General features: G+C 68.0%; 20 protein-coding genes, 1 tRNA gene and 1 pseudogene. 16 read left to right on the top strand and 6 right to left on the bottom strand.

Translation table 11 applies throughout. From position 1 onward, the window contains the following. Positions 1-21: 21 nt before the first annotated feature. Positions 22-690 (bottom strand): class I SAM-dependent methyltransferase, encoded by a 669-nt coding sequence (locus AC5Y2S_RS03570; protein WP_499953820.1) that lies wholly within the window; start codon positions 688-690, stop codon positions 22-24. Positions 691-767: 77 nt separating this feature from the next. Here AC5Y2S_RS03570 and AC5Y2S_RS03565 point away from each other — a divergent pair, with 77 nt between their 5' ends. Both AC5Y2S_RS03565 and AC5Y2S_RS03560 read left to right on the top strand, forming a co-directional pair. Further along, entirely contained in the window at positions 768-1376 is a 609-nt protein-coding gene (locus tag AC5Y2S_RS03565; protein ID WP_499953819.1) for a histidine phosphatase family protein, read from the top strand. 35 nt (positions 1377-1411) lie between these two features. After that, positions 1412-2458, top strand: coding sequence for a phosphotransferase family protein (locus AC5Y2S_RS03560; RefSeq protein ID WP_499953817.1), 1047 nt, complete (start codon positions 1412-1414; stop codon positions 2456-2458). Positions 2459-2559: 101 nt separating this feature from the next. Here AC5Y2S_RS03560 and AC5Y2S_RS03555 read toward each other — a convergent pair whose 3' ends face one another. Further along, positions 2560-2913 (bottom strand): LapA family protein, encoded by a 354-nt coding sequence (locus AC5Y2S_RS03555; RefSeq protein ID WP_499953816.1) that lies wholly within the window; start codon positions 2911-2913, stop codon positions 2560-2562. Between the two features lie 103 nt (positions 2914-3016). Here AC5Y2S_RS03555 and AC5Y2S_RS03550 point away from each other — a divergent pair, with 103 nt between their 5' ends. The 5 genes from AC5Y2S_RS03550 to AC5Y2S_RS03530 are packed head-to-tail and all read left to right on the top strand — an operon-like array spanning position 3017 to position 7064. Then, positions 3017-3943 (top strand): ABC transporter substrate-binding protein, encoded by a 927-nt coding sequence (locus AC5Y2S_RS03550; RefSeq protein WP_499953814.1) that lies wholly within the window; start codon positions 3017-3019, stop codon positions 3941-3943. Then, positions 3940-5031, top strand: a complete 1092-nt coding sequence (locus tag AC5Y2S_RS03545) for an ABC transporter ATP-binding protein (protein ID WP_499953813.1) — start codon at positions 3940-3942, stop codon at positions 5029-5031. The genes AC5Y2S_RS03550 and AC5Y2S_RS03545 overlap by 4 nt, the downstream gene beginning before the upstream one ends. A gap of 2 nt (positions 5032-5033) precedes the next feature. Next, positions 5034-5720: an ABC transporter permease gene (locus tag AC5Y2S_RS03540; RefSeq protein WP_499953812.1), complete on the top strand. Its 687-nt coding sequence runs from the start codon at positions 5034-5036 to the stop codon at positions 5718-5720. After that, positions 5717-6463 (top strand): ABC transporter permease, encoded by a 747-nt coding sequence (locus AC5Y2S_RS03535; RefSeq protein WP_499953810.1) that lies wholly within the window; start codon positions 5717-5719, stop codon positions 6461-6463. The genes AC5Y2S_RS03540 and AC5Y2S_RS03535 overlap by 4 nt, the downstream gene beginning before the upstream one ends. A 4-nt stretch (positions 6464-6467) precedes the next feature. Then, positions 6468-7064 (top strand): putative glycolipid-binding domain-containing protein, encoded by a 597-nt coding sequence (locus AC5Y2S_RS03530; RefSeq protein WP_499953808.1) that lies wholly within the window; start codon positions 6468-6470, stop codon positions 7062-7064. On the opposite strand, the gene AC5Y2S_RS03525 is transcribed toward AC5Y2S_RS03530, so the two are convergent. Next, complete coding sequence (locus AC5Y2S_RS03525) at positions 7027-7965, bottom strand: prephenate dehydrogenase (protein ID WP_499954369.1); 939 nt, start codon at positions 7963-7965, stop codon at positions 7027-7029. The two genes, AC5Y2S_RS03530 and AC5Y2S_RS03525, sit on opposite strands and share 38 nt — an antisense overlap. Positions 7966-8079: 114 nt before the next feature. Here AC5Y2S_RS03525 and AC5Y2S_RS03520 point away from each other — a divergent pair, with 114 nt between their 5' ends. The 5 genes and pseudogenes from AC5Y2S_RS03520 to AC5Y2S_RS03500 all read left to right on the top strand — a co-directional run. After that, entirely contained in the window at positions 8080-8601 is a 522-nt protein-coding gene (locus AC5Y2S_RS03520) for a tRNA adenosine deaminase-associated protein (protein WP_499953806.1), read from the top strand. Continuing rightward, positions 8601-9059, top strand: coding sequence for a nucleoside deaminase (locus AC5Y2S_RS03515; protein ID WP_499954367.1), 459 nt, complete (start codon positions 8601-8603; stop codon positions 9057-9059). The genes AC5Y2S_RS03520 and AC5Y2S_RS03515 overlap by 1 nt, the downstream gene beginning before the upstream one ends. 29 nt (positions 9060-9088) lie before the next feature. Beyond that, a tRNA-Ser gene (locus AC5Y2S_RS03510) sits at positions 9089-9178 on the top strand. Between the two features lie 314 nt (positions 9179-9492). Next, the gene (locus AC5Y2S_RS03505; RefSeq protein ID WP_499953805.1) at positions 9493-12087 is read left to right on the top strand and encodes a PE domain-containing protein; all 2595 of its coding nucleotides are present in this window, start codon (positions 9493-9495) and stop codon (positions 12085-12087) included. 463 nt (positions 12088-12550) lie between these two features. Continuing rightward, a pseudogene (locus AC5Y2S_RS03500) lies at positions 12551-13006 on the top strand (arsenate reductase ArsC); the annotation flags it as partial. A 27-nt stretch (positions 13007-13033) separates the two neighbouring features. Here the strand turns inward: AC5Y2S_RS03500 and AC5Y2S_RS03495 are convergent. From AC5Y2S_RS03495 to AC5Y2S_RS03485, 3 genes are all read right to left on the bottom strand, one after another. Further along, positions 13034-14194 (bottom strand): glycoside hydrolase 5 family protein, encoded by a 1161-nt coding sequence (locus AC5Y2S_RS03495; protein ID WP_499953804.1) that lies wholly within the window; start codon positions 14192-14194, stop codon positions 13034-13036. A 206-nt stretch (positions 14195-14400) separates the two neighbouring features. After that, positions 14401-14787 (bottom strand): hypothetical protein, encoded by a 387-nt coding sequence (locus AC5Y2S_RS03490; protein ID WP_499953802.1) that lies wholly within the window; start codon positions 14785-14787, stop codon positions 14401-14403. Continuing rightward, on the bottom strand, positions 14687-14962 hold the full coding sequence (locus tag AC5Y2S_RS03485; protein ID WP_499953800.1) for a hypothetical protein: 276 nt from the start codon (positions 14960-14962) through the stop codon (positions 14687-14689). Before AC5Y2S_RS03485 ends, AC5Y2S_RS03490 begins: the two co-directional genes overlap by 101 nt. A 314-nt stretch (positions 14963-15276) precedes the next feature. Between AC5Y2S_RS03485 and AC5Y2S_RS03480 the strand changes: the two genes are divergently transcribed. The 4 genes from AC5Y2S_RS03480 to AC5Y2S_RS03465 are packed head-to-tail and all read left to right on the top strand — an operon-like array spanning position 15277 to position 18992. Continuing rightward, positions 15277-15663, top strand: coding sequence for a DUF2237 family protein (locus tag AC5Y2S_RS03480; RefSeq protein WP_499905227.1), 387 nt, complete (start codon positions 15277-15279; stop codon positions 15661-15663). A gap of 55 nt (positions 15664-15718) precedes the next feature. Continuing rightward, positions 15719-16996: a sulfotransferase family protein gene (locus AC5Y2S_RS03475; protein WP_499953799.1), complete on the top strand. Its 1278-nt coding sequence runs from the start codon at positions 15719-15721 to the stop codon at positions 16994-16996. A gap of 14 nt (positions 16997-17010) precedes the next feature. Continuing rightward, on the top strand, positions 17011-18246 hold the full coding sequence (locus AC5Y2S_RS03470; RefSeq protein WP_499953797.1) for an MBL fold metallo-hydrolase: 1236 nt from the start codon (positions 17011-17013) through the stop codon (positions 18244-18246). Then, complete coding sequence (locus tag AC5Y2S_RS03465; protein ID WP_499953795.1) at positions 18243-18992, top strand: SDR family NAD(P)-dependent oxidoreductase; 750 nt, start codon at positions 18243-18245, stop codon at positions 18990-18992. The genes AC5Y2S_RS03470 and AC5Y2S_RS03465 overlap by 4 nt, the downstream gene beginning before the upstream one ends. Position 18993: the final 1 nt, after the last annotated feature.

Below are 18993 nucleotides of genomic sequence, written 5' to 3'. Positions count from 1 at the left end.
GCCGGAAGCCCGCGGCTGTTATCAGGGCTTGTGGGCGCTCAGCAGGAAGCCCGGCGCCATGAAGTGGCCCTCGCCGTCGTGTTCGACGTCGGGCAACGGGTCACCGGAAGCCGCGAGCACGCCGGCGTTGCCGTAGAGCTTGGCCGGGCGGATGTCGTCGACGTGCCAGAGCTCCGCGACCGCGTCGCGCAGCTCGATCTCGGTGAAGCCGCGCGGGCCGGGCCGGTCGGCGCTCTGCGGGCCCAGGGCCCCCGCGGCGAACGCCAGGATGTAAAGCGCGGCTCCCGGCGCCGCGGCCCGGAAGATCGACCGCAGGTAGTCCTGGCGGCGCTCCGGCGGCAGCGCGTGGAACAGGCCGCTGTCCAGGATGGTGGAAAAGCGACCGTCGTAGCCCCCGAAGCTGGTGACGTCGGCCTGCGCGAAAGTCGCTGTCGTCAGGCCTTGTTCGGCGGCCGCGGCGGTCGCGGCCTCGACCGCGGTAGCGCTGGCGTCCAGGCCCACGACGGTGTGGCCGCGCGCGGCGAGGGCGAGCGACAGGGCGGCGTGCCCGCAGCCGGAGTCGAGGACGTCGCTGCGGATCTTGCCTTCGTCGATCAGCGCCGCCAGCTCGGGCTGCGGCCGGCCGATGCTCCACGGCGGCGGAGTCTCTTGCCGGTATGCGGCGTCCCAATCCATCTGCGGTTGTGTCATCTTTCCTCCTCGAGGCCGGCGTCGTGGGGCGCGATGAGAAACTGGGCGCTGCCCACCATCCGACGACGGGAACAAACATGCAAGTGCTGCTGGTCCGGCACGCGTTACCGCTGCGCAGCGAACACGGCGAGGGCTCCGACCCGGACCTGTCCGAGCAGGGGTGGGCGCAGGTCGAGCGCCTGCCCGACGCGCTCGCGCGGTTTCCCATCGCGCGGGTGGTGAGCAGCCCGCAGCGGCGCGCCGTCCAGACCGCCGAACCCGTGGCGGCCACCCGCCGGCTGCCTGTCGAGATCGACGACCGATTCGCCGAATACGACCGCGACCTTCCGGTCTACATCCCCGTCGAGCAGATCAAGGCGGAACGGCCGGAGGAATGGGCCCGCCTGGCCGAGGGGCATCTGCCCAGCGCGGTCGACGAGGACGCGTTTCGCGCGCGCGTCCGCGCGGGGGTCGACGACCTCGTCGCCGCCGCCGACCCGGAGGACACGGTCGTGGTGTTCAGCCATGGCGGGGTGATCAACGTCCTGCTGCACGAGATCCTGGGCACGAGGCGGTTGTTGTCCTTCCCCGTCGACTACGCCTCGGTGACCCGGCTGCTGTTCTCGCGGACCGGTCAGGCGACGGTGGCCGGGATCAACACGGTCGAACACGTGTGGGACCTGCTTCCTAGAAACCAGCGGTGGTGAAGGTGACCGACATCAGCGGTGGTAAACAAGTTCGAGTGACTTCAGTTGACCGACTCGACGGGCTCGACCTGGTCTCGCTGGACCGGTACTTGCGTTCGCTCGGGATAGGCCGCGACGGCGAGCTGCGGGGCGAGTTCATCTCCGGCGGCCGCTCGAATCTGACGTTCCGGGTGTACGACGACGCGACCAGCTGGCTGGTGCGGCGCCCGCCGCTGCACGGCCTGACACCCTCGGCCCACGACATGGCCCGCGAATACAAGGTCGTCGCCGCGCTGCAGGAGACGCCCGTTCCGGTGGCGCGCACGATCGCGCTGTGCGAGGACGACTCGGTGTTGGGCGCGCCGTTTCAGATCGTCGAATTCGTTGCCGGTCAGGTGGTGCGGCGGCGCGCGCAGCTCGAAGCGTTCAGTCACACCGTCATCGACGCCTGCGTCGACTCGCTGATCCGGGTGCTCGTCGATCTCCACAGCGTCGACCCGAATGCCGTGGGACTGGCCGACTTTGGCAAGCCCAGCGGTTACCTGGAGCGCCAGGTGCGGCGCTGGGGTTCGCAGTGGGAGCTGGTGCGGCTGCCCGACGACCACCGCGACGCCGACGTGGAACGCCTGCATTCGGGCCTGAGCCAATCTATCCCGCAGCAGAGCCGGACCTCGATCGTGCACGGCGACTACCGGATCGACAACACCATCCTCGACGCCGACGACCCGACGAAGGTCCGCGCGGTCGTGGACTGGGAGCTCTCGACCCTCGGGGACCCGCTGTCCGATGCCGCGCTGATGTGCGTCTACCGCGACCCGGCGCTCGACCTGATCGTCAACGCGCAGGCCGCGTGGACGTCGCCGCTGTTGCCGACGGCCGACGAGCTGGCCGACCGCTACTCGCTGGTGGCCGGGCTGCCGCTGGCGCATTGGGAGTTCTACATGGCGCTGGCCTATTTCAAGCTGGCCATCATCGCCGCCGGCATCGACTTCCGCCGGCGCATGTCGGACCTGGCCAGCGGGAAAGAATCCGAGCACACGCCCGAGGTGGTCGCGCCGCTGATCTCCCGCGGCCTCGCGGAGCTCGCCAAGCTGCCCGGCTGAGTGTGCAGCCAGGGTTTTGAGTGTGTACCAGCGGAGGGAATTCGGCGATCTTCCCGCCCAGCGTTCACACGAAAATGCCCACGATTCACACGCGCGGGCCCTCAGGGTGTCGAGTGCGCGGCCGCGTGATGCTTCTTCGCCGCGCGGCGCAGCTGAATGATCCGCGCGGTGCCGGCCGCCACGGTGATCAGGCCGCCCACCACCGCCGACAGCAGGATGGCCACGCCCAGCGGCAGGCTCCAGCGCCAGCCCAAGAACGCAAACGCCGCCGAATCCGTGTTCTGAGCGATGAAGATCAGCAAAAGGATCAGGATCAGGAACCCGGCGATCAGGGACGTCCACAGGGCGCCGGCGCGGGTGAACCCGATGGCCGGTTCCTTGGCTATCGCGCCGTGTTGTCGATCCGGCGGCGGCGGGGGAGGCGGGGGAGGCGTGGCAGGGATTTGGCCGCTCATACTGTCATCTTTGTCCCATCCTGCGCAGATTGAAACAAATCCACCCAAAACCACCCGTGCGACCCCTCAGCGCCGCAGCGCTTCTGCCGTTAGTGTCGGCGGTATGAGGACGCGGGCGGCGGCGCTGCTGGCCGCGATATGCCTGGTCGCGGCGTGCAGCAACTCCGATCCGCTGGGGGCGCAGACGCGCAGCCCGAGATCCATCGTGGTCGGTTCCGGTGACTTTCCCGAATCGGAGATCGTCGCTGAGATCTACGCGGAAGCGTTGCAGGCCAACGGCTTCGAGATCGGTCGGCGTATGGGCATCGGCAGCAGGGAGACGTACGTGCCTGCGCTGAAGGATCATTCCATCGACTTGGTGCCCGAATACATCGGCAACCTGCTGCTGTACTTCGCGCCCGACTCCACCGCGACCATGCTCGACGACGTCGAGCTGGAGCTCTACAAGAAGCTGCCCGGTGACCTGTCCATCCTGACGCCGTCGCCGGCTTCGGACACCGACACGGTCACCGTCACCAGTGGCACGGCCCGCGACTGGAACCTCAAGACGATCGGCGACCTGGCGGCGCACTCGCCGGACGTGCGGTTCGGGGCGCCCTCGGCGTTCGAGACGCGCCCGTCCGGGTTGCCGGGTCTGCGACAGAAGTACGGACTCAACATCGCCCCGGGCAACTTCGTCGCGATCAACGACGGCGGCGGCGCGGTCACCGTGCGCGCGTTGGTGGAGGGCAAGGTGACGGCCGCGAACATCTTCAGCACCTCGCCGGCGATGCTGCAGAATCATCTGGTGGCGCTCGAGGACCCGCAGCACAACTTCCTGGCCGGCAACATTGTGCCGCTGGTGAATTCGCAGAAGAAATCGGACCATCTCAAGGACGTGCTGGACGCGGTCTCGGCGAAGCTGACCACCGCCGGCTTGGCCGGCTTGAACGCCGCGGTATCGGGCAATTCCGGCATCGACCCCAACCAGGCGGCGCGAAACTGGGTGCGCGACAACGGCTTCAATCGCCCGATCGGCCAACCGCGTTGATCGTATTCGACAATGTCAGCAAGGTGTTCGCCGACGGGACGACCGCGGTCGACCGGCTGAGTCTGGTGGTACCCAACGGCGAATTGACGGTATTCGTAGGTTCTTCGGGCAGCGGCAAGACCACGGCGTTGCGGATGATCAACCGGATGATCGAACCGACCTCCGGCAGGATAACCGTCAACGGGGCGGACGTCTCGACCGTCAACCCAGTGCGGCTGCGCCTGGGGATCGGCTACGTCATCCAGCACGCCGGGCTGATGCCGCATCAGCGCGTAATCGACAACATAGCAACGGTTCCGGTGCTCAAGGGCCGGTCCCGCCGGGACGCCCGCAAGGTCGCCTACGGGGTGCTCGAGCGCGTCGGGTTGGACGCCAAGATCGCCACCCGCTACCCGGCGCAGCTCTCCGGCGGCGAACAACAGCGCGTCGGCGTGGCGCGCGCGCTCGCCGCGGACCCGCCGATCCTGTTGATGGACGAGCCGTTCTCCGCCGTCGACCCGGTGGTGCGCCACGAGCTGCAGAACGAAATACTGCGTCTGCAAAGCGAATTGCACAAGACCACCGTGTTCGTCACGCACGACATCGACGAGGCGCTGCGCCTCGGCGAACGGATAGCGGTGTTCTCCGACGGCGTGCTGCAGCAGTACGACGAACCCGCACAACTGCTGTCGCGCCCGGCCAACGAATTCGTCGCCCGGTTCATCGGTCTCGGCCGTGGCTACCGATGGTTGCAGCTGATGGGCGCGGACGGGTTGCCGTTGCACGACATCGAGCGGATCGCGGAGTCCAGCCTCCCCGAGGCCGGCCTACCCGCCGGCTGGGCCGTGGTCGTCGACGCGGCCGGTGCCCCGGTGGGCTGGATCGACGCCGAAGGCCTGCGCAAGCACCGCGCGGGCGCGTCGCTGCCCGACAGCATGGGCGGCGTCGGGTCAGTATTCCGCCCCGACGGCAACCTCAGCCACGCGCTCGACGCCGCGCTCTCGTCGCCGTCGGGCCTGGGGGTGGCCGTCGACGACGGGGGCAAGCTCATCGGCGGCGTGCTGGCCGCCGACGTGCTGGCCGTGGTGGAAGCCCGGCGAAGGGCCTAGGCATGCACTACCTACTCACCCACCTGGACGACGCCTGGGCCCTGACCGTGGTCCACCTGCGGCTGTCGTTGGTGCCGGTCGTGATCGGGCTGGCGATCGCGGTGCCGCTGGGCGTGCTGGTGCAGCGCGCGCCGATTGCCCGGCGCCTGACGACGGCGACGGCCAGCGTGGTGTTCACCATCCCGTCGCTGGCGCTGTTCGTGGTGTTGCCGACGATCATCGGAACCCGGATCCTCGACGAGGCCAACGTCATGGTGGCGCTGACGGCCTACACCGCCGCGCTGTTGGTGCGGGCGGTGCTCGAGGCGCTGGACGCGGTGCCCGCCCAGATAAGCGACGCCGCGACCGCCATCGGCTACCCGGGGCTCAAGCGGATGCTGAGAGTCGAACTGCCGCTGTCCATTCCGGTGCTCGTCGCCGGGCTGCGCGTGGTGGTGGTGACGAACATCGCGATGGTCTCGGTCGGTTCGGTGATCGGCATCGGCGGCCTGGGCACCTGGTTCACCGAGGGGTACCAGACCGACAAGAGCGATCAGATCGTCGCCGGCATCATCGCGCTGTTCGTGCTGGCGATCGCGATCGACGCGCTCATCGTCGTGGCGGGCCGGCTGGCCACGCCGTGGGAACGGGCCGGGCGCACCCCGCGCCGCCGGTCGGTGGTGGCCCCGGTGGTGGGCGGAGCGCGATGAGCTTTGTGCAGCAGGCCCTCTCCTACCTCCTGACCGCGGACAACTGGGCCGGTCCCGTCGGGCTGGCGGCGCGGATCCTGGAGCATCTGGAATACACCGCGATCGCGGTGGGCGCGTCAGCGCTGATCGCCGTCCCGATCGGGCTGATCATCGGTCACACCGGCCGCGGCACGCTGCTGGTGGTCGGCGCCGTCAACGGACTGCGCGCCCTGCCCACGCTGGGTGTGCTGCTGCTGGGCGTGCTGCTGTTCGGCCTGGGTTTGGGGCCGCCGCTGGTCGCCCTGATGTTGCTGGGCGTCCCGTCGCTGTTGGCCGGCACCTATGCGGGCATCGCCAACGTCGAGCCCACGGTCGTCGATGCCGCCCGCGCGATGGGCATGACGGAGGCGCAGGTGCTGCTGCGCGCGGAGATCCCCAACGCGCTGCCGCTGATCCTGGGCGGGCTGCGCAGCGCGACCCTGCAGGTGGTCGCCACCGCAACCGTCGCCGCCTACGCGAGTCTCGGCGGCCTGGGCCGGTACCTGATCGACGGGATCAAGGAACGGCAGTTCCAGCTCGCGCTGGTCGGCGCGCTGATGGTGGCCGCGTTGGCGCTGATCCTCGACGGCCTGTTGGCGCTGGCGGTGTGGGCGTCGGCGCCCGGTACCGGCCGGTTGCATCGGCCCGTGCGTCGGCGCGACCGCGTGACGCCCACCGCACTTGTCGACAAACCTGCCGCCGTCGGTGGACAAGTTTTACGGTAGAAGCGTGAACGCAGCCCCCTCTGACCCCCGGCGCGTATGGCAGGCGATGTTGACCTGGCGCGCGCAGGACATCTCGCGCATGGAATCGGTACGAATCCAGCTGTCCAACAAGCGGATGAGGGCTAACGGGCGCATCGTGGCCGCCGCCACCCCGACCAACCCGGCGTTCGGTGCCTATTACGACCTGCAGACCGACGAGACCGGCGCCACCAAGCGGCTCGGCCTGACCGTGACGCTGGCCGAACGCGAGCGCGTGCTATCCATTGCCCGCGACGAGGAAAACATGTGGCTGATCACCGACCACCAGGGCGAGCGGCGCGCCGGATACAACGGCGCGCTCGACGTCGACGTGGTGTTCAGCCCGTTCTTCAACGCGCTGCCGATCCGGCGCCTCGCGCTGCACGAACGCGCGGACATGGTGACGCTGCCGATGGTCTACGTGAACGTGCCGGACATGTCCGTCACCGCGGCGACCGTGAGCTACACCAGCGAGGGCCGTCTCGACGGAATCAAGTTGCGCTCTCCCGTCGCCGACACCACCGTGAGCGTCGACGAGGACGGCTTCATCGTGGACTATCCAAGCTTGGCAGAGCGGATCTGATCACCCCGCCCGCGCGGCCCGCGGCGGCCAGTTCCTCGCGCCATTTCTCCTCGCCGATGACGATGGTAAAGATGTCGGAGCGCGGGAAGCTGTCGTACCGGGTGCGCGCGGCGTGGCCCGCGTCGATGAGGTCGGCCAGCGAGTTGTGGCTGGCCAGCGACTCGCGGGCGCGGCGCAGCAACTCGATGACCTGATCGACGGCCGGGAGCAGCTGCTCGGAGTTGCCCTCGCACATCGCCCGGACCAGGTCGGGGGCGGTCCCGGCCACCCGGGTGCCGTCCCGGAACGAGCCGGCCGCCAGCGCGAACGCCAGCGGGACCTCGCCCGCGGTCACCGCCAGCGCCTCGGCCAGCAGGTGGGGCAGGTGTGAGATGGCGGCCGCCGCGGCGTCGTGCTCGTCCGATTTCGCCGGGACCACCAGCGCGCCGCAGTCCAGCGCCAGCGTCATCACCATGGACCACACGACCGGATCGACGTGGTCGTCCACGCTGATCACCCACGGGGCCCTGGTGAACAGACCGGCGTAGCCGGCGGCCCAGCCCGAGTCGGCGGTGCCCGTCATCGGGTGACCGCCGACGAAGCGTTCCAGCAGGCCGGCCGCGGCGACCTCGTTGACGACCGCGCTCTTGACGCTGGTGACGTCGGTCAGCGGGCAGTGCGGGGCGAGCTCGCCGACGTGAGCGAGCATGCCGGCCAGCGCCGGCATCGGCACGGCCAGGACGATCAGCGCGCCGGCGTCGGCGGCCCGGGTCAGGGTCTTGGTGAGGTCGGTGCTGGCGTCGAAGCCGTCGGCGGTGGCCGCCTGCGCGCCCTCGACCGATCGGTTGTAGCCGAACACTTCGCGGCCGGCCGCGGTGGCGGCCCGCATGATGGAGCCGCCGATCAGGCCCAGCCCGATCACGCAGACGGGAGTCTTGGATCCGGGGTGGGCCACCGTCTTAGGTTTGCACACTTTTGCCGGGCGGCGGTGTTCCATCTGGTCAGGTGGCCTGGTCAGCGACTAGCGTAGGCGCCCATGGGAGCACAGCGGGCGCCAGCGCAAGGCCCGTCCGCGGACACACCGGATGGCTTCGGCGTCGCGGTCGTGCGAGAAGAGGGCAAGTGGCGCTGTTACCCCATGGGTGCCAAGTCGCTGACGAGCCTGCAGACCGCCGAGACGGAGCTGCGTGAGCTGCGCAGCTCGGGCGCCGTGTTCGGGCTGCTCGACGTCGACGACGAGTTCTTCGTCATCGTGCGCCCCGGCCCGTCGGGGACCCGGTTGCTGCTCTCGGACGCCACCGCCGCGCTGGACTACGACATCGCCGCCGAGGTGCTGGACAACCTCGACGCCGACATCGATCCCGAGGACCTCGAGGACGCGGACCCGTTCGAAGAGGGCGACCTGGGGTTGCTATCCGACGTCGGACTGCCCGAGGCGGTGCTGGGCGTCATCCTCGACGAGACCGACCTGTACGCCGACGAGCAATTGGGCCGCATCGCCCGCGAGATGGGCTTCGCCGACCAGCTGTCGGCGGTGATCGACAATCTCGGTCGGTGATCCCCGAGGACGAAGACCTGATCCGTGCCGCGCTGAAGGTCGCCGCGACGGCGGGTCCGCGCGACGTGCCGATCGGTGCGGTGGTGGTCGGCGCCGACGGGACGGAGCTCGCCCGGGCGGTGAATGCCCGTGAGGCCCTTGGGGATCCGACCGCGCACGCGGAAATCCTGGCGATGCGGGCGGCCGCCGGCGTGCTCGGCGACGGGTGGCGGCTGGAGGGGGCCACGCTGGCGGTGACGGTCGAGCCGTGCACCATGTGCGCGGGCGCGCTGGTTCTGGCCCGCGTCGCGCGGCTGGTGTTCGGGGCGTGGGAGCCTAAGACGGGAGCCGTCGGGTCGCTGTGGGACGTGGTCCGCGACCGTCGGCTCAACCATCGCCCGGAGGTGCGTGGTGGCGTGCTCGCGCGGGAGTGCGCCGCGCCGCTGGAGGCCTTCTTCGCCCGCCAGCGATTGGGGTGAGTGGCCGGGGGTTCGGTAAGCTGCCTGGCGGTGGCGTGTCCGAGCGGCCTAAGGAGCACGCCTCGAAAGCGTGTGACGGCTAAAACCGTCCGAGGGTTCAAATCCCTCCGCCACCGCCAAAGTAATAAGCCTGCCATTGCAGGAAAGAGCGCTATTTCAAGCTCCCGCCGCGCCAGTTGGGCGCGGTTTGGGCACGCTTCAAATCAAGCGCCTCCCCACGCCGGTTTGACATGAATCCGCCACGCGGAGTCAAGTGTGCGGTAATTCGACGGTGCGACGTCGGATTGCTTGCGAGCCAGCCATGCTGGCGCGAGTTCGCCAACCGTGATCCGGCCGAGGCGGACTATTGAAACTCAAATCATTCGCATAGTAAAGTGCTGCGATCTGAGTTACCGCCAGGATGACGGGGGACTGTTCGACAGGAGAGTCCACTATGTCGTCGCTGAGCATCGCACCGGACCTTGTGGCAACGGCGAGTGGGAACTTGGAGAAGTTGAGCGATGCGCTGCGGAGCGCGACTGCGGCGGCGGCCAGCCAGACGACGGAGATCGCGGCACCGGCCGCTGATGAGGTTTCGGCGGCGGTTACAGCACTTTTTGGTGGGCACGCCGAAGTGTTTCAGGCGATGAGCGCCCAGGCGACCGCGTTCCACGACCAGTTCGCGGTGGCTTTGGCTGAGGCGGGTAACGCGTATGTGGCAGCCGAGGCGGCCAATGCGTCGCCCTTGGATGCGCTGGTCCAGGAGGCCCAAACCTTAACCCAGTTCTCTCCAGTGAAGATGCTGACGGGTCGCCCGCTGATCGGCAATGGCGCCAATGGCGCCCCGGGGACGGGGCAAACCGGCGGCGACGGCGGCTGGTTGTACGGCAACGGTGGTGATGGTGGCTCCGGTGCGCCGGGGCAACCTGGCGGCAACGGCGGGAACGCTGGGATGTTTGGTAACGGCGGTAGGGGCGGGACCGGCGGGACGGGTCTTTCCGGCGTCCTAGGTGCGGCGGGCGGCCTCGGGACGACCGGCGGCACAGGGGGTGCCGGCGGGGCTGGGGGCCACGGCGGCTATCTGTTCGGCAATGGGGGGGCTGGCGGGCCCGGCGGTGTAGGCGGTGTAGGAGGTGCCGGTGGGGTCGGCATCACGGGGAATATCGGAGCGGCCGGTGTTAGCAACGGCGTCGGCGGTTATGCCGGTAACGGTGGTGATGGCGGTAGCGGCGGGGCCGGCGGGATAGGCGGAGCCGGCGGTGCGGGTTCGGCTTTTGGTGGGCATGCGGGCGCCAATGGTGATGGTGGGGCCGGGGGTGTGGGCGGCAACGCCGGCGCGGGTGGCACCGGGGGTGTGGGTGCGGCGGGGGTCAGTGGCGTGGCTGGTTCGGGCGGCAACTTGGGTGCGGGCGGCGATGGCGGTATGGGCGGTAACCCGGGCGCGCCGGGTGCCGGCGGTGTGGGCGGCGCGGCGGGCGGGCCTGGGGCGAGCGCGGGTGCCCAGGGGGCGGCCGGTTCGGCGGTGATCAGCGGGGGTGACGGCGGGAAGGGGGGGGCCGGCTACGACGCGGCCAGCGATATCAACGCGGCTCCCGGCACGCCCGGCGGTGACGGTGGCCAAGGAGGGCCCGGCGGCCTGTACGGCACCGGTGGGACCGGTGGGGCCGGCGGTGCCGCGCACGACGGCGTCGGCGACGGCGGCCATGGCGGTGGCGGCGGTGCCGGTGGCCCGCTGGGCGGCAATGGCGGCCACGGGGGAACTGGCGGGGCCGGCGCTGATAGCGGCACTGGCGGTACCGGCGGCAACGGTGGTAACGCCAACGCGCCCGGGGCCAACGGCGGCACCGGCGGTGACGGCGGGCCAGGCGGTCCCACCGGCGCGGGCGGTAACGGCGGCAATGGGGGCAGTCCTGGCTTCGGCGGGACCCCCGGAAGCGGCGGCAACGCGGGCGGTCCAGGTGGCCAAAACGGGGCCAGCGGCGGCAGTGGCTTACCGGCGAACTTCGATCCGTTGGTCCTGAAGCCTGACTGGCGCGGGCAACCCGACCTGTGGACCAATGTCTCCGTGGGCCCCGGCGGAACAACGGTGCAAGCCGTAGTGGACACCGGATCGAGTGCCCTCATAGTGCCTGAAACCGACGTGAATATGGCGTTGCTCGGCAATCCAATCCTTACCACCACTTTCCAATACGGAACCACTCTTTCCGGAGGTACGGCATACGATGTCTCGGAGTATAAAACGACGGTGACTTTCGGGGGGATTACCACCGAGCCGACCGATGTCTTTGTCGTCACCGGCGGACACATTGGCGGTGCAATAATCACACCGGCGAATATGAGTAAGACGGTGATCCCTATTCTAGGTATCGGACACGGCACAGGCACTAGCACCCCCGCGTATCCTATTGCGACATCCCAATTCCAGAACTCCGAATACGATAAGGGCGTGCTAATCGTCCCCCCTTACGGTCCTGGCACCGGCTACCTAGTGTTCGGCGCCAACCCGTATGCAGCCATCGACCCCAATATTGTGACATTACCCATTTACAGCCAGAATTTGAAATTCGATATGTTTCTACCCGGACTTAACCCGCAGGGAGATCCATATGTCTACGGGCCGTACCCCGATGTTCCTAGCACGGGAGATGTGACAACTAGTGTTTTGTTCGACTCAGGCGGGGGGTGGGGATTTTTCCCGCAAAGTCTCATGCCAAACCAGGCACTTACCTATAGTCCAGTCGACGGCACCCCTATCTATTACAGCTCCCCCTACCCGACAGGAACGCTAAATGACACACAGTGGTACGTGACTACGCAAGGGTTTGATGCACTTTTTGCGGTACCCAATAACCCTTCGGCAATTAGCCTATTCTCGGGTGCTTTTGGCTTCGCCGGTACTCAAATTGTCCCTGGCGCCCCGACTGTCGTCGACAGCAGCAGCCTTAGTTTCATCAACAGTGGGCTTTGGCCTTTCCTTGAGAACTTCTGCTACATCTCGTACGGCCCGGGAGGCTCCCCCGGGATGATCAGTTTCGAAGCCCGCCCCTAGTGAACGGGTAGGCGGCGGGGTCCACTAAGTCCTCTGCACGGCGCCAGGCGGCCTTCGACGACGCCGACGCGGAGTTGCGCCGCCTGACCCGCGATGGCTTCGAACAAGGGCTCCGGGCGGAGCAGCTCGCCGAGGCGGCCGGTCTGTCGGTGCCGCGGGTATATCAGACAAAGCAGGGGCGGCGGTGATTCACCCGGGCCGACTGGGCCCATTCTGGGCACCGTTGGGCACGAAACCGGGCAATGCCAAAGAATCGCACCCCACCTTAATCCGCAGGTCAACGGCATTCTGACGTTCTTACCTGCGGTAAGCCGAGGGTTCAAATCCCTCCGCCACCGCCAAGGAAAGAATAATATCCGCAGGTAAGGCGCCTCCTTAGCGCCCCAGCGCTGCTGAGTGGGCGATGGTTGGGCACAAAATGGGTAAATCTCGAAGCAAAAAAAAAATTCCATGACTTCGCGGTGCGCTTTTCACGGATCGCGCCGTCCCGGAGCCCGCGCGGATGAGAGCCAAACCTAGTGTTTTGTTCGTCTGTGTACACAACACCGGCCGCTCTCAAATGGCCGCCGCGCTGCTCACGCACCTCGCCGGTGATCGCATCGAAGTGCGCTCCGCCGGAACCCAACCCGCCTTGGTGACCAGCCCCGCCGCCGTCGCAGCGATGGCTGAAATCGGCATTGACATCACCGCGGCAGCCCCCAAACTCCTCACCCCCGGCGACGTGCGGGCCGGCGACATCGTGATCACCATGGGTTGCGGCGACCTCAGCCCCCACTTCCCCGGAATCACCTACCGCGACTGGAAACTCGAGGACCCGGAAGGCCAACCCCCCGACATCGTTCGTGCGATCCGCGACGACATCGTCAAGCACGTCCACGCACTCATCGCGGAACTCCTTCCCACGACCAGCACCCTGTGATCACCGCTTAGCGGAGTTCGGAGCGCCTTACGTGGGCGCCCCACCGCCCAGGCTGCGGGCGGTCTGAAATTCGCTGTCCCGATACGGCCGGCCGTCGGGTTGCAGCAGGTCGTGGAACCACACCTTCGGCGGCGCCGCGTACGGGTGATCCCACGAGTCCCACGGGAAGTAGGTCTGGGTCTTGCCGGCGACCAGCCCCCAGTTGAAGGCGCCGACGTTCCGGCGCTTCGCGATGGGCAGGATCGACTCGATCGTGCTGCCTTGCGGCCGGGCCATGTACTCGGTGCAGATGATCGGGCGGCCCATCGGCGCGAGCTCGGCGACCCGCGCATCGAAGCCCGCGGGCTCGGCGTACGAGTGGAAGGTGATCACGTCGGCGTTGTTCAGCTGGATGTCGCTGATGGCGCTGGCGCCGCCGCGCTCGCCCTGGTCGGCGCCGCGCCAAACCCCGCTCGTGAGCGGTTGGCTGGGATCGACCGAACGGGCCCAGCGGAACACCTGGGGGAGCAGCTCCGCGACCCGGTCCAGCTTGTCTTTCCGTTCGACTTTGGCGTACACGCGCGCGGGATTGTCGGGTTCGTTCCAGAGGTCCCAACCCAAAACCCGGTTGTCGCTACGAAATTGGGTCAATACGCTCGTCACGTAGTCGTGCAGGACCTGGGTGTAGGCGGGGTCGCCGAGGCGCTCCGCGCCGGGGCTCTGCACCCACCCCGAGTTGTGGACGCCGGGCCGCGGTGCGCGCTGCGGACCGAGTTTGGGGAACGGATCCCAGCAGGAGTCGAAGAACACGAACAGCGGCCTGATGCCGTGACTCGCGGCGACGCTGACAAACTGCGCGAGGCGGGTGTGAAAGCCCCGGGCGTCCTGGGCCCACAGCTGGTCGTGCAGGAAGACCCGCACGCTGTTGAAGCCGTACGCCCGGGCCCAGCTCAGCTCGGTGTTGATGCGCCGAAGGTCGTACGTGCCGGGCTGGAACATCTCCAGCTGATTGATGGCGTTCGAAGTGATGTAGTTGGCGCCGACCAGCCATCCCTGCGCTTGATACCAGCGGTTGGCCCGGTCGGGCGACCACCGGGTTATCTCTCCGGAGGAGCGCGGCGCCGGGTCCGCGGACGCGCGAGGCGCATGCGCCAGGGCCGTGCCCGCCGCCAGCAGCAATGGGAGCTTCAAGGCCGTACGACGGTGCACAAAATGACGATAAATTTCCGGGGGCCCGGTACCCGGTATTTGGCCAGCGCGTCGCGGCAGCTTCTCGGCGCTTCGGAAATTGTTATCTTGTTGTGACCTACCGGCATTCGCGCGCTCGGTCGGGGGTCACCGTGGGCCGGCGGCCCCGGCCTGGCGGAATCCCTTGGCGTGCAACATCATTACGCGGGACGTGAAAACGAGCTTGCTCAAATGTCAAGGGACGGCGGCGCCCACCCATCCACGACGAGCGGTAACGAGACCGACGAATCGCCGCAACTGACCTCGATCGTCCAGCGGCCGTCGACGGGCAGCCGTGCCTCGATTTCGAAGAAGGCGAACCCCGGGAATTCCCCGACGGCGGCTTCGGGCGCGTCGAACCATTTGTATTGCGCTGCGTCGAGTGTCGGGGGCTTGATCTCGACGTCGACTCGCCGGTCCGAATCCCCGCTTTCGGCCAGCGTCAGCACCACGAGAACGAACCGGGCATACCGGTCAGGCCCGACCGTGAATTTGGAAAGCACGCCGCCTTGCACGTTGAGCTTGTTGTCGATGGTCGCGGCCGCTTCTGCCAGGAAAGCCCCGGTAAGTTTCACAGGCAGAACCTACCGCGCAGCGTGGCCGATCGCGGGCCGAATGACTAACGCAACTTGCGGCCGTCATTGTCCTTGACGCCGCCGGTGAACATCGTGATCGCGTCGACAAAGGCCCACACAATTGCGCGATCGCAATCTGGGTCGAGTCGATATAGAAGCGGCCGATGCCGAACAAGCCCAGGAACAATTGCAGAAGCCGGCCGTGGTGGCGGACTTGTCCGACAGCGGTACCCCGTTACGGGATCGCGCCCGAATGGTGCTTGAGGATCGACCCCGTACCCCGGATAGCCCGGATAGCCCGAATGGGGCGGATAAGTCGGGCCGCCCGGCGGCGGCCCGTAGCCCGGCTGCTGCCGCGAACCCCAGGCCGGGTCGCCGAAGGGGTCCCCGGGCGCTCCGTCCACAGGTTCCCGGCGGCCCGGAAAAAAGCCCGGCGCGGATGGCGAAAGTGACTACAAATTTTGCGTCCGGGGGCGCGATACTTAACCGGTGCCTGATCGCAACGTGCTCGGCGGCCCGCTGGAACCGTGCGGCACTGACCCGCTTACAGGTTTCTACCGCGACGGCTGTTGCTCGACCGGCTCAGAAGACATCGGTCGGCACACGGTCTGCGCGGTGATGACCGCTGAATTCCTGGAACATCAGCGCTCCATCGGTAACGACTTGCTGACGCCGGTTCCCGAGCACCGCTTCCCCGGCCTGCTGCCCGGCGATCGCTGGTGCGTCACCGCGCTGAACTGGCTTCGCGCCCATAACGACGGGTGCGCCGCGCCCGTGGTGCTGGCGTCCACCCACGAGCGCACGCTCGAGGTGGTGCCCCTGGAGGCGCTGCAGGAACACAAGGTCGACGTTCCCGACGACCTGGCGAACCTGTAGAACTCCCGGCGTGCTGCGGTAACTTCGACGCAGTCGATGTCGAGGAGGCGGTCGCGTGGGTTCGGCGGACCTCGGCATCACCGACGTGGGCGATCTCGACTTCGACGACCTGACGTCGCCCCGGCTGACCGACATCCAGCACCAGATTCTGGAATTCACCGAGGCCAAGCGCGTCGAGTTCGATGTCGACCGGATGCTGGGCGAAGCCGTCGAGCAAGCGGGTGCCGACGACCTGGGCGACACCGACGGGTTCGGCGACCGGCTGACCGCGCACGTGGCCGCGATCGAGGCCGACGAGGGCCTGACTCAGCTCACTCGCAACACGCTGCGGCAACGGGTGGTCCGCCTGGTGCGCAACCGGCTGTCGCTGACCGACCTCATCAAGCGCTACCCCGAAATCGAGTCGATCCCGATCGAGCAGCCCTTCATCGTGGTCGGGATGCCGCGATCCGGAACCACGCACCTGGTCAACCTCATCGCCGCCGACCCGCGCCGGCGCGCGCTGCCCTACTGGGAGAGCCAGGAACCGATCCCCGCGCCCGGCCAGGGCCCCGACATCTCCGGGGTCGACCCCCGCTACGCGCGCGCCAAGGCCGAGCACGACGCGCTCATGGCCAGCGCCCCGGTGGTGGCCGCCATGCACGACCGCTTCCCCGAGGCGATCGAGGAGGAGGTCGAACTCCTCGACCTCGACCTGGCCGCCTACGTTCTGGAATGGCATGCGCGCGTGCCGGATTGGCGCGACTACTACCTCGAGCTCGACCAGACCCGGCACTACGCCTACCTGAAGAAGGTCCTGCAGGCGCTGACGTTCCTGCGCGGTCCGCGGACCTGGGTGCTCAAGAGCCCGCAGCACTGCGAGCAGCTGGGCCCGCTGATGGCGACCTTCCCCGACGCGACGGTGGCATTCACCCATCGCGATCCCGTCGCCGTGGTCCAGTCGGCCATCACGATGATGGCCTACTCCGACCGGCTGCGCCGGACCAGCATCGACCCCGAATGGCTGCTGGACTACTGGAGCGACCGCGTGCAGCGGCTGCTCGGCGCGTGCGTGCGCGACCGCGACCTCGTTCCGGCCGAACGCAGCATCGACATCAGCTTCCACCACCTCAACGGCAACGAAATGCCGCTGCTGGAGCAGCTTTACCAGCGCGGGGGAGTCGAACTGACGCCCAAGGTGCGCGGTCGGCTGCAGAATTATCTGGACGGCAATCCGCGCGGCAAGCACGGCCGCGTCCGCTATGCGCTGCAACGGCACTTCGGCATCTCGCCCGACGAACTCCGCGGGCGCTTCGGGTTCTATTTCGACAGGTTCGACGTCCACCCCGAATGAAGGAGACATTTGCGATGGAACCGGTCTATCGCAGCAGGCCCGGCGCAGATGCCCTGCGCCCGGCCGCCGCGGCGGAGGCCATGCCGATAGCCCCGGGACTGTGGTGCTCGCCGGGCCTGTCGAACGCCTACCTGCTGACCACCGCCGAGGGGCGGGTCATCGTCAACACCGGCATGGGCTTCGAGGGGCCGGTGCACCGCGCCAACTTCGACGCCGTCGACCCTTCGCCGGTGCGCTACATCATCTTCACGCAGGGCCACGTCGACCACGTCGGCGGCCTGGACAGCGTGCGCGACCCCGATACAACGGTTGTCGCACAAGCGAACTGGACGGCGTGGCGCGACGACAACGAACGGCTGATCCCGTACCGCGCGGCGCGCAGCGCCTTCGCCTTCCAGCACACGCTGGCGTCGGGAATCCAAGACATCCAGCGTCGTCTCGGCACCAAGCGGCTGGCCGCCCAGAGCGTCCCCGCCGTCGACCTCGACTTCGAGGACACCCTGACCCTGGAGCTCGGCGGGCGACGCCTGGAGTTGATCGCGGTGCCCGGCGGTGAGACCACCGACTCGCTGGTGGTGTGGCTGCCGGACGAGCGGATCTGCCTGTGCGGAAACACCTTTGGCCCGATATTTGGCCACATTCCCAACCTGGTCACCATGCGCGGCGACCGGTACCGCGACGCCCTGACCGCCATCGCGTCGGTCGAGCGGGTGCGCGATCTGGAGCCCGATCTCCTGGTGACCGGTCACTTCGAGCCGATCGCCGGGCGACAGCTCATCAGTGCCGAATTGACCCGCCTGCGTGACGCGATCCAATACATCCACGACCAGACCGTCGCCGGGATGAACGCGGGCAAGGATGTCCGCACCCTGATGCGCGAGGTCACCCTGCCCCCGGAATGCGAAGTCGGCCAAGGCTACGGAAAGGTCGACTGGGATGTGCGCGCCGTGTGGGAGAACTACTCGGGCTGGTTCCACCACCGATCGACCACCGAGCTCTATCCGGTCGGTTTCGACGCCGTCGCCGCCGACGTGGTGGAGCTGGCCGGCGCCGACGCGCTGGTGGACAGGGCGCGCGAGCACCTCGATGCGGGGAGGCCGCTGCACGCCATCCACCTCGCCGAGCTGGTTACCCACGAGCATGCCGGGGCCCGCGACGTGTTCAACAGGGCTCATGAGACGCTGCTGGCCAACAGCACCAACTTCTGGGAAAGTGCCTGGCTTCGAAACCAACTAGCGAGGAACACATGACGGCGCGAGTCAGCTTCGACTTCACCGGGACCGAGGTCTTGGTCACCGGCGGCACCAGCGGAATCGGCCATGCCACCGCGACGCTGTTCCGCGACGCGGGAGCCGAGGTCACCATCACCGGGACCAAACCCGCGGCAGCGGACTACGACACGGACCTGTCGGGCATGGCGTATCGACAGTTGCGCATCACCGACCCCGAATCGGTGGACTCGCTGGCGCAGGCGTTCGCGCGCCTCGACGTCCTGGTGAACAACGCGGGCGCGAATTTCCCCGGTGGCCTTGACGAGTCTAAGCCAGACGGGTTTGACGCGTCGGTCGCTCTCAACCTGATCGGCCCGTACCGGCTGACGGTGGCGTTGTACCCGGCGCTGAAGTCGTCGGCCGCCGCCGGGGGCGCCAGCGTGGTGAACGTGGCGTCGATGTCCGCGCTGCGCGCCGTCCCGCTGGTCCCCGGCTACGGCGCCGCGAAAGCCGGAGTCGTCTGCATCACACGAAATCTCGCGGTGAAGTGGGCGGGCAAGGGAATCCGGGTGAACGCGGTGGCGCCGGGTACGATCGACACCCCGATGACCGCGCCCATGCACGGCGCGGCCGAGCTGGTCGAATCCGAGCTGGCCCACATCCCGTTGCACCGCTTCGGGTCCGTCGGGGAGATCGCCCCGACGGTGGCCTTCTTGTGCACCGAGCAAAGCAGCTACACCAGCGGCGCGCTCTTCGTCGTCGACGGCGCGTCGGACTGCGTCTGAA

The organism is Mycobacterium sp. NGS69 (genome assembly GCF_059812165.1).
The sequence above is the reverse complement of the archived record's forward strand: the minus strand, read 5'-3'. Positions and strand labels throughout refer to the sequence as shown.